Below are 10,187 nucleotides of genomic sequence, written 5' to 3' on the forward strand. Positions count from 1 at the left end.
CGGCCGGTCCCCTCGGCCCGGAGCCGGGCGTCGGCGGTTGGGAGACGAGATGAGCGACCTCACGTGGATCGACCATCTGGCTCGGCGCGAGAAGGCGAACGCGGCGCGACAGGCCGCGCGGGGGGAATGGCTCACGCTGTGGACCGCGCGCGTCCTGCTCGTCGCCACCTACCTCTTCCTCCTCGTCGGGGTGAGCCCGCTGTCGGAGGACACGGGCCTGTCGGCCGACGGGGACATGAAGCGCCAGCTCGTGCTGCTGCTGCTGGCGGGCATCGCCGCTCCGCTGCTGCTGGTGCGCTGGCGGTTCGTTATCGCCCTCCTCGCGCAGGCGTGGGCGCTGCTGCTGGTCTATGCGGCGATCGCGGCGACGACGCTCTGGTCCGCCTATCCCGGCGTCACGATCCGCCGCCTCGTCGTCTACCTCATCTTCCTGGAGATCGGGCTGGCGCTGGCGGCGGTGCTGCGCAGCCCCAAGCTCTATTTGCCGCCCCTCGTCATCGCCTTCACCGTCACGCTCGTGGGGGATTACGCGGTGACCGTGCTGGTGCCGGACCGGGCCTTCACCGCCATCGGCCTCCAGGGGCTGCACCCCGGCAAGAACACGCTGGGCGCGGTGATGCAGATGATGGTCATCGTCCTCTGCGCCACCCTCCTGGCCGTGCGCACGCCGCTCTTCTTCTGGTCGCTCGTCGTCCTCGTGGTCCTCGCCTTCGGGCTCCTCGTCCTGTCCCTGTCCAAGACCTCGCTGGCGTTGGCGCTCCTTCTCGGCGTGGTCGTGATCCCGAGCTTCGTCGTCCTGCAGAGCAGCCGCATGGCGCTGCTGGCGGCGTTCGCCGCGGGCATCGTGCTGTGCGGGTTCGTCGTCTTCGTGACGGGGGCCTTCTCGCTCGGCGCCGCGGACTGGGCCGAGATCATCACCGGCGACGCCACCTTCACCTCACGCGACGAAATCTGGAGCGCCATGACCCGGCACATCGCCGCCGCGCCCTGGTTCGGCTACGGCTGGGGCGCGCAATGGTCGATGCTGCCGGTCTATCATCCGCTCTGGAACTACGTCGGATTCTGGACGGACAACGACCAGGACCTCAATATCCTGCGCCAATCCCACAACGGATATTTGGACATCATGGTGCATGGCGGGCTCTTCCTCGCCAGCTTCGTCACGATATTCTTTCTCCGGGTGATCGCTCTGTTCGTGGCCTCGTTATGGCAGGGGCCGACCAACCGCTGGAGCCTCGCGGGGACGGTCCTCGTCTTCGCCTCCGTCGTGGCGCTTCTGTTCAATAACATGACCGAATCCAGCCTGTTCTTTCCCGACAAGCTGATCGGGCAGATTTTCATTCTTTTCGTTTTGGCATTTCACGCTTGGCAGATTGATCAAAATAGAGGACACATTCACTAATATTATGTCTTCGACATGGTGGAACCATGGTCAGCACGACATTGAAAAAGGCCGCGGCCCACATTCTGGGGCCCAAAATGATGATCCGCCGGCGTCTTCGCTACGAACTCGCCGCCGGTGAGCCGGAGCTTCACCTCCTCGCACTGTTTGCCGATGCGCACAGAAGCTTCGTCGATGTCGGCGCCAACGAGGGCGTCTACGCCTGGCACGCTCGGGGATCCTTCCGGCACCTTTATGTCGTGGAGGCCAATCCCAGCCTCGCCGCCACGCTGCGGCACCTCTTCTCCAGGGCGGAGGCCACCGTCATCGAGAAAGCCGCCTCCGATCACGCCCAGCCGGCGACGTTCACGATCCCGGTCAAGGCGGGCGAGGACGTGCACAGCCGCGGGTCGCTCGAAGCCCAGACCGACCCGGACTATGCCAACCGCTCCATCACCGTTCGGGCCGAGCGGCTCGACGCCATGGACCTCGAGAGGGTCGGGCTGATCAAGATCGACGTGGAAGGCCACGAGATGGCGGCGGTCGAGGGAGCGTCCGGCATCCTCGAACGCGACCGTCCCGTCCTCATCGTGGAGTGCGAGGAGCGCCACCATGCGGGGGGCGTGGCGACCCTGCTCGCGCACATGAGCGCGCGGGACTACGACCCGTACTACCTGCACCGGGGACAGGTCCGCCCCGGTGCGTCCTACGACGTCGCGGCACTCCAGAACCCGGACGCGCAGAAGGCGCCGGGAGCCCATCGCTCGCCCGACTACGTCAACAACTTCGTCTTCGTGCACCGGGCGGACGAGAAGAACCGCGCCGCGCTCCTCGCCGGGGTCCGGCCGCCACAGTCCCTCGCGCCGTCGTAGATCGCCGCCGCGAGGCTCGTGACAAAAACAGCGTACTTCGGTCCGCCCGGATCGACACTTTTGGCCCGTCGGCCGACCGGGCGGAGGCGTCGCCGTGCCGCTCAGCGGCGAGGGCGGCGCGAAAAGGTCTGACAAAAACAGCGTACTTCAGTCCGCCCGAATCGACAATTTGGCGGGCGAATCGCCGGCCTCCGATTCGTGCCAAAAATCGCGTACTTCGGTCCGTCCCAGAAGTGTCGAAGAGGGGCGCGGGAAGGGGCTGTGGACATTTTTTTTGTCACGCCGGCGCGGACCGTACTTCGGTCCTCCAACGCCGTACATCGTTCCGTCAATCGCGTACATCGTTCCGTCAAAACCGTACTTCGGTCCGTGGAGGCCCCGTAACCCTCTGACGCAAAAGGTCGATTTCACCCCTAAAACTAGAGAAAAACTAGAAAAACATATAAAACCTGACAAAAACGCCCGAACCGACGATTTTCGCGACGCGCCGACACCCCGTTCGGCCCCCCTCCGGCGCCACAAAAACGTCACCCGCCCCTGGACATCGATGACGCGATCGGCCAGCCTGACGACGCTCGATGGTGCCGATTCTTCACCGCCCTGCCCTGCCCCTCCCTCGATCGCGGACGGGTCGTCACGGGCCACCATCAGCCCGTCACTCTCCCCACGCACACCCCCCATCGCACTCCCCGTCGTCGCCTCTTCCCGTCGCCGAGAGACCACTCGCACACGCTTCGCCTGTGGGCAGCGCGGAAAGGTCGAGACGAAGACCTTCGTCGGCGGCGGCGCCCCGCCTCACCGCCACACCGTGTCGGTCTCAGAGCTTGAAGCGGCCGCGCAGACGCTTGATCTCGATCTGCACCGCCTCGTCCTCCGGGGAGAGGCGACCGGCCTCGGCGAGACGGCCGCGCGCCCCCTCCAGGTCGTTCTTCTCGGCCAGCTCGCCCGCCCTCAGGCACAGCCTCAGCGCCTCCACCGCGTTGAGGAGGTCGGAGATCAGGAGCACGGTCGCATGCGCCGCCTCCACCTGCCGCTTGGGGTCGAGGGGGTGGTCCTCGCCGCTGGGCACCGGCGTGTCATAGAGCGTGGTGCCGAACGTCTCGTTGACCCAGGCGATATCCTGGCGGGTCTTCTCGTGCACCGTCCGCCGCACCTCGAGCGGCAGGCTGAACTTGTTGCCCGGCAGCGCCTCGAAGGTCAGCGTCTCCTTGCCGGTGCGCCGGCCGGAGCGACCCTCGGGGGTGAAGAGCGGGCGCGCGGTGTTGAGGTGGCTCATCATCCGCGCCGCCTCCATCGACAGCGACTCGTTGTCGATCTTCGCCTCGGCGAGCACCGCCGCCTTCGCCGCGGCGCCGAAGCCGAGCCCCTCGCAGAACTCCGCCACCAGGCCGCCCTCGGCCTTCACCGCCGCGCCGAAATCGCGGATCCGCACCGCCTCGCGGCCGAACGCGCCGATGGCGTTGCGCAGCCGGCCCGACCAGTTGGGAAGCTGCGGCTTGTTGTGCAGCTCGCCCAGCGTCATCCCGCCCTTCAGGAGCTGCTGGCTGACGCTGGTGGTGTAGCCCAGCGGCTCGCGCAGGTAGTAGATCACCTCGATCTCGTCGACGTACATGGCGAACCACTCGCGCAGCCGCTCCAGCTCCACGCGCGACAGGTTCGCCGCCCCCTCCGCCGAGACCAGGAGGCGGTCCCAGTCGTTGTTCTCCAGGTCGTGCACCAGGCTCGCCCGGTAGTGCGCCTGCAGCGCCACCACCTGCTCGGGCGTGCGGATGTCGGCCATCTTGTTGGAGATGTGCCGGGTCGGGTCGTCCATGAAGAGCGAGCAGATCGCGTTGGTGTGGTTGGCCGCGATCGAGGGATAGAGGATGCCGTCCTCGGCAAGCAGCGTCCGGCGCGCGGCGAAGCACGCGTTCTGGATCGAGGTGGTGCCGGTCTTGGGCATGCCGGCATGGAAGAGGAGCGTGCGGGTCATGGCGGGAAGCTCGCAAGGGCGATCGGCGAGGCGAGGCTCGCGAACGGCCGGGTCAGGGACAAGAGGACGGGACGGGTGTCGGCGCCGGAGGGGCCGTCGCGGTCGTCAATCGGGGCGACTTTCGCGGCGGCGCACCTCGGCGGCGTGGCGGCGCCGGGCATAGGCATAGACGTCGAGGTAGGCCTCGACCATGGAGCCGGACTGGAACTTGTCCGCGACGCGGGCGCTGAGGCGGCGATATTCGGCCCGCACCGCCGGGTCCAGCATCCGCCCCATCTCGTCGGTGAAGGCGGCCGTGAAGGCGGCCGTGTCGCGCTGGACCGGTACCAGAACGCCCCCCAACCCCTCCTCCAGCGACAGCATGGCCGCGATCTCGCCGATGCGGCTGGCGATGATCGGCACCCCCTCCTGCGCCGCCTGGATGAGGCACAGCGGGTTCGACTCGCCCGGATAACGCGTCGGCAGGATCGCCACGTCCGACAGCGCGTAGATGCCGTTCACCCGTGACTGGTAGCCCAGGAAGGTGATCCCCGCGGCGGCCCCCTCCGCCGCGCCGCCGCCGGCGTCCTCGCGGGGGCGGGTGGCGAGGGTGCGCGCGACCTCGGTCTTCTCGCCCTCGCCCACCAGCAGGAGGTGCATGGGAACGTCGCGGTGCGCCGCCTGCAGCGCGCGGAAGGCCGTCACCGCCACGCGCCAGCCCTTCCGCTCGATGCCGCGGGCGACGAAGGTGAAGACGACCGCGTCCTCGGCGATCCCCATCTCGCGCCGGCTCTTCTCGAACGGGGCGGTGTCGCGCACCATGGCGTTGCCGATCTTGAACAGGCGGTCGCGCGGCAGCGTCTCCTCGGTGAAGATCGCGAGGTTCTTGTCGGCCGTATAGACCGCTGCCGAGACGTTGCGGGCGAGCGCGGCCAGGTAGTGGGCGACCTGCGGCCGGGTGCGGTCCAGGAAGTCGTGCGAGCCGTGCAGCGTCACCACGTAGGGGGCCGCCTGCAGGCTGGGGTCGAGGCCGAAGAACGAGCTGTCGATGGCGTTGATGTGGCTGTGGACGACGTCGACCCCGGTGCGCCGCAGGAAGGCGTCGCGGCCCATGATCGCCATGTCGGCGACGTCGTAGATGGCGACCGACGGCGGCAGCATCGCCCGCATCTCCGCCTGCACCTCGGTGAGGTTCTGCGCCAGCATGGTGACGATGAACCCGCGCTCCTGCAAAAGCGCCGCGAGGCGGATGGCGAACACCTCCCCCCCGCCCGAATGGAAGCCGAGGAAGCCGAGGAGGATGTGCGTGCGGGTGCGCGGCTGGGCCGTCACGGCCTCGACCGAGAGCACCTCCTCGAAGACGAGGTGCTCTTCCCCCGGGCGCGTCCCCATGCCGAAGTGGTCGTACTCGGCGCGCACCTTGTCGAGGAAGCTCCGCCGCGTCGCGCGGGGGATCGGCCACGTCTCGCACAGCGCCAGCATCACCGCGGCATACTCGCGATAGTAGAACTCGCGCGCGAAGTTGGAGGCGGAGGTGTTGGTGCCGTGCTGGCGGAAATGGGCCAGCGCCGCCGGCTCGTAGACGATCTGCCCGCCGCCGGCGATCTGGCTGTAGAGGTACCAGTCGCCGGCGATGCGGAAGCTCCTGGCGCGCGTCCAGACCGCCTCGGGGAGCCGCTGGCGGCGGAACATCGCCCCGCCGACGTTGGCGATCACGTTGCGCACGCCGAACGCCGCGGCGAACCACTCGGCCGCCGGGCGCTTGATCGGGACGGTCCAGTCGCGCGCCTCGGCGCTCTGGCGCAGGCCCTCCATGCCGGCCATGAACGCGCCGGCGGCGTCCGCGAACTCGATTCTGCCGAACGCCATGGTGACGCTCTCGTCGCGGAAATGGGGCACCAGCGCCGCGGCGAAGCCGGTGTCGCAGAAGTCGTCGCTCTCGCAGATCCAGACGAGGTCGCCGGTCGCCAGCGCCAGCCCCTTCTGCCACTGCGCGAAGACGTTGCCGGCGTTGGTCTCGTTGGGCACGATCCGGATCGGCCGCGCGCACGTCGCCGCGAAGCGCTCGACGACGGCGAGGCTGTCGTCGGTGGAGGCGTCGTCGAGGACGATGATCTCGATGTGCGGGTAGGTCTGGTCCGCGATCGAGGCGAGGCGCTCCTCCAGGAAGCGGGCGTGGTTGTAGTTGGGGACGATGGCGCTGACGCGCAGCGCCGGATCGGGGCGCAGCGCGTGGTAGGCGTCGGGCGCGCGCAACTCGGCCTTGCCGTGCCGGTGGTAGTGCCAGAAGGCGCTGCGGTTGAGGCCGGCGAGGTCCGGATTGGAGCGGCGGTAGAAGTCGGGATCGAAGGTGGGGGTGGGCCGGTGACCCTCGGCCTCGCCGATCGCCAGATAGTGCGTCAGCGGGTCGAGATCGCTGTCGGCCGCCTCCGGGTAGGTGGCGAGGTAGAAGGCGGCGTCGAAGTGCGGGGCGACGACGGGCTTCTCGATCTCGGCGCGGGCGAGGGCACGGGTGCGGGCCGCCTCGCGCGCCCGCGCCGCCGCCTTCGGCGACAGGACGATCGGCCCGGAGGCCAGACCCTGGGTGCGGGCGAGGTCGTACCAGAAGAGGTTGAAGGCGGCGTCGCGCAGCGCCGGGTTGCCGGCGCGGTAGAGGACGGGGTCGAAGTCGGGCACCGGGCGGCGCCCCTCCTCCTCGCCGTGGCGCACATAGTGGACCACGGGGTCGAAGCCGGCGGCGGCGACGTCGGGATACATCGCCAGATATTGCTCGGCATCGATGAAGGGGCGCAGGCGCTCCACCAGCTGCGCCTCGTCGGTCGCCGGGTCGAGCTCGAGGGGCGGGGCGGGGGCGCCCTGCCGGCCCTCGAAGATCCCCGCCGAGAGGTAGTGCCAGAAGAGGTTGTAGGGGGCGTGGGCGAGGTCGGCGTGCTGCTGGCGATAGAAGACCGGGTCGAAGTCGGGGCTCGGCGAGCGGCCCTCCGCCTCGCCGATCTCGATGTAGTGGGTGACCGGGTCGAGGCCGCTGTCGGCGACGTCCGGGTAGGCGGCGAGGTAGGCCTCGGGGTCGAAGTTGCGGGCGATCAGCTCGGCGCGGGCGGCGCGGCTGTCGGCCGGCTCGGCCTCGAGGCCCTGTTCCCGGCCGAGGGTGAGATAGTGCAGGAAGAGGTTCGCCGCCCCCGCCACCGCGGCGCCGTGGCGCTCACGGTAGCGGGCGGGGTGGAAGTCGGCCCGCGGGGCACGGCCCTCGGCCTCGCCGAAGCGGACATAGTGGGTCAGCGGGTCCATCCCCGTGGCCCGCACGTCCGCGTTCTCGGCGAGGTAGAAGTCGGCGTCGAAGTGGGCGCGCAGGGTCGCCGTCTGCGTCTCGGTGAGGGGCGCGGGCGCGGCGATGCCGTCGGCGGGGGGCGCGTCTTGGTCGGATCGATCGGCGCTCACACGCCCTCCTCGCCTCGTCGTTCGGTGCCGCGGGGGCCGACCCCCGCATCGTTTGGCCGGCGTGCCGGGACCTCCTGTCACCTGACCGAATTGGCAGGCGGGGGCAAGTCCGCCGGGCCGGCGGGTGGAACCCCGGCGGGGCGGCGCGATTTTCCGAGGGATCGGACGACACCGCAGGAGGAGCTGAGCGATGCCACGCCGAGCCGCAGGACGCGCCATCCCCGAGGAGGAGATCGAGTGGCGCACGTGGAACGACCAGATCGAGGGCGAGTATCCGGGCGTGACCTGGGGCAGCGTCTTCAGCGAGACGGCGGCGCCGGGGATCGGCCTGTTCGAGATCGCGCCGGGGGCGGAGCTGCCCAAGCACCACCACACGCCGGACGAGATCTATTTCGTTGTCTCCGGCGAGGGGACGGTGAAGATCTACAACCGCACGCACCGGCTGGCGCCGGGGACCACGGTCCACATCCCCTCCAACGCGGCGCACGTGACGGTGAACACCGGCGAGAGCCCCTTGCGGATCCTCTACATGTTCCCCGGCGCGTCGTTCTCGCAGGTCGACTACGTGATCGACGCGGCGCCCGCCGCGGCCTGAACGCGAGGGGCGTGCGGGTGAGGCGGTGTCAGCCGGCGGTCGCGGCGGTGCCCCGGTGCTGCATCCAGCGCCAGGCGGTGGTGATCAGCGTGTCGGGGTCGGAGTGGCGCGGGCGCCAGTCCAGCAGGCGCGCCGCGGCGGCCGGCTCGGCCACCAAGAGCGGCGGATCGCCGACGCGGCGCGGCCGGATCTCGCGCCGCACCGGAAGGCCGGTGACGCGCTCGGCGTGGGCGAGGATCTCCAGGACCGACGAGCCGCGCCCGGTGCCGAGGTTGATCGCGCGGAAGCCGGCGAGCCGGCCCGCCAGCAGCCGCTCGATCGCCGCGACATGGGCGCTGGCGAGGTCCACCACGTGCACGAAGTCGCGCACGCACGAGCCGTCGGGGGTCGCATAGTCGGTGCCGTTGACGCCGATCACCCGCTCCGGCCGCCCCGCCGCCATCAGGACGAGGGGGACGAGGTGCGTCTCGGGGTCGTGGTCTTCGCCGATCTCGGCCTCGAAGCTCGCCCCCGCGGCGTTGAAGTAGCGCAGCGCGACGGCGTCGAGGCCGTAGGCGGCGGCCGCGTCGGCGAGCATCGTCTCGACCATCAGCTTGGTGCGGCCGTAGGTGTTCACCGGCAGGCAGGGCGTCGTCTCGTCGATCGGCAGCCGCTCGGGATCGCCGTAGACCGAGCAGGTCGAGGAGAGGACGAAGGCCTTCACCCCGTGCGCCAGCGCCCGGCGCACCAGGGTCAGCGAGTTCGCGACGTTGACGTCGTAGAAGAGCAGCGGGTCGGCGACCGAGTGCGCCACCTCCGACAGGGCCGCGAAGTGGACGACCGCGGCCGGCTGCCAGCGCGCGAAGACGGCGTCGAGCCGCGCCGCGTCGGCGAGGTCCCCCTCCTCGAACGGGCCCCACCGGACGGCCGCGCGGTGGCCCTTGAGGAGATTGTCGTAGACGACCGGGGTATGGCCGGCGCCGGCCAGCGCCTTGGCGGTGTGCGCGCCGATATAGCCGGCACCGCCGGTGACGAGGATGGTCGCCATGAAAACCTCGAGTGGGGGCGCTCAAGTGGGGGGCGGGGGGCGGAGTCCGGCTCTCAAAGTTCCGTGACGACGATCTTGTGCAGGCCCACCGCCAGCGTGCGCGCGTCGCCCTGCGGGGTGAGGTCGACCTTGGCGCCGATCGAGAGCTTCACGTCGCTGTAGGCCGCGCCCGCCGGGCCGCCGACGGCGTCGAAGGTCGCGCTCTTCACGATCATCCCGTCGACCCGCTTGGTCTCGTCGTAGCTCGCCGGGGTGCGCCCGTCGCAGCTCACCTGGAAGGCGTTCAAGGTCTTCTCGTTGATGGAGATGGCGATGTAGACGTCCACCCGGCGGGGGCGGCGGCGGGTGATGGGCAGCGTCAGCACCGCGGTGTCGTCGCGGCCCATCCAGTGGTAGTTGAGCCCGTCGCCGCGCACCTCGTTGGCGTAGAAGGCCGGATGCTCGAAGGCGGCGTCGAACCACAAGGTCGCCGAGGCCTGCTCCTCGAGGCCGCCGGCGGTGTCGGCCACCAGACCCACGTTCTTGGCGAACAGGGTGCTGAGCGTCGTCTCCAGCGCGCCGAGGCGAGCCTCGACTGCGGCAATTCTGCGTTCCTGGTCCAAGCTCGCGCCCCCTTCGCTCGGGCCGTCGCCCCGTCCCGGCGCCCAGCGCCCGCCTGGGCCGCGGATATCCGCTTTGCCGGGCAACATCAATACAAGACGCCGCCGTGGCGCAATCTGCGCGCGAGGGGCGAGCGCCGCCGGCGCGGGCCGCGACGTCATCAAACGCTTGGAAGGGGCACCGGCTAGTGCTAGCCGACCAGGAGGCGGGTTCCGGCAAGGTCTGACACCACGGTGACGACGTTCGACGAGCGGCTCGATTTCTCCAGGGATCGGGCCGACCATCTCCACGATGCACTGAGCACCTTGGTGCGCACGCGCGCC

7 protein-coding genes are annotated in these 10,187 nt (G+C 69.8%); 3 read left to right on the forward strand and 4 right to left on the reverse strand.

The window, feature by feature from the left end; genetic code table 11:
• Positions 1–49: 49 nt before the first annotated feature.
• Positions 50–1,402: an O-antigen ligase gene (locus MRB58_RS24015; RefSeq protein ID WP_244782259.1), complete on the forward strand. Its 1,353-nt coding sequence runs from the start codon at positions 50–52 to the stop codon at positions 1,400–1,402.
• Positions 1,403–1,479: 77 nt separating this feature from the next.
• Positions 1,480–2,253 (forward strand): FkbM family methyltransferase, encoded by a 774-nt coding sequence (locus MRB58_RS24020; protein ID WP_244782260.1) that lies wholly within the window; start codon positions 1,480–1,482, stop codon positions 2,251–2,253.
• A gap of 817 nt (positions 2,254–3,070) precedes the next feature.
• Here MRB58_RS24020 and MRB58_RS24025 read toward each other — a convergent pair.
• Together MRB58_RS24025 and MRB58_RS24030 are read right to left on the reverse strand one after the other, a co-directional pair.
• Positions 3,071–4,225 carry a hypothetical protein gene (locus MRB58_RS24025; RefSeq protein WP_244782261.1) on the reverse strand — a complete coding sequence of 385 codons (1,155 nt, stop codon included), beginning with the start codon at positions 4,223–4,225 and terminating at the stop codon, positions 3,071–3,073.
• A 105-nt stretch (positions 4,226–4,330) separates the two neighbouring features.
• Positions 4,331–7,642: a glycosyltransferase gene (locus MRB58_RS24030; RefSeq protein WP_244782262.1), complete on the reverse strand. Its 3,312-nt coding sequence runs from the start codon at positions 7,640–7,642 to the stop codon at positions 4,331–4,333.
• 190 nt (positions 7,643–7,832) lie between these two features.
• Here MRB58_RS24030 and MRB58_RS24035 point away from each other — a divergent pair, with 190 nt between their 5' ends.
• Positions 7,833–8,237, forward strand: a complete 405-nt coding sequence (locus MRB58_RS24035) for a cupin domain-containing protein (protein ID WP_244782263.1) — start codon at positions 7,833–7,835, stop codon at positions 8,235–8,237.
• Positions 8,238–8,265: 28 nt separating this feature from the next.
• On the opposite strand, the gene galE is transcribed toward MRB58_RS24035, so the two are convergent.
• Entirely contained in the window at positions 8,266–9,264 is a 999-nt protein-coding gene (galE, locus tag MRB58_RS24040; protein ID WP_244782264.1) for a UDP-glucose 4-epimerase GalE, read from the reverse strand.
• Positions 9,265–9,317: 53 nt separating this feature from the next.
• Positions 9,318–9,866, reverse strand: coding sequence for a hypothetical protein (locus tag MRB58_RS24045; protein ID WP_244782265.1), 549 nt, complete (start codon positions 9,864–9,866; stop codon positions 9,318–9,320).
• Positions 9,867–10,187 lie beyond the last annotated feature (321 nt).

The organism is Acuticoccus sp. I52.16.1 (assembly GCF_022865125.1).
Taxonomy (GTDB): Bacteria; Pseudomonadota; Alphaproteobacteria; order Rhizobiales; family Amorphaceae; genus Acuticoccus.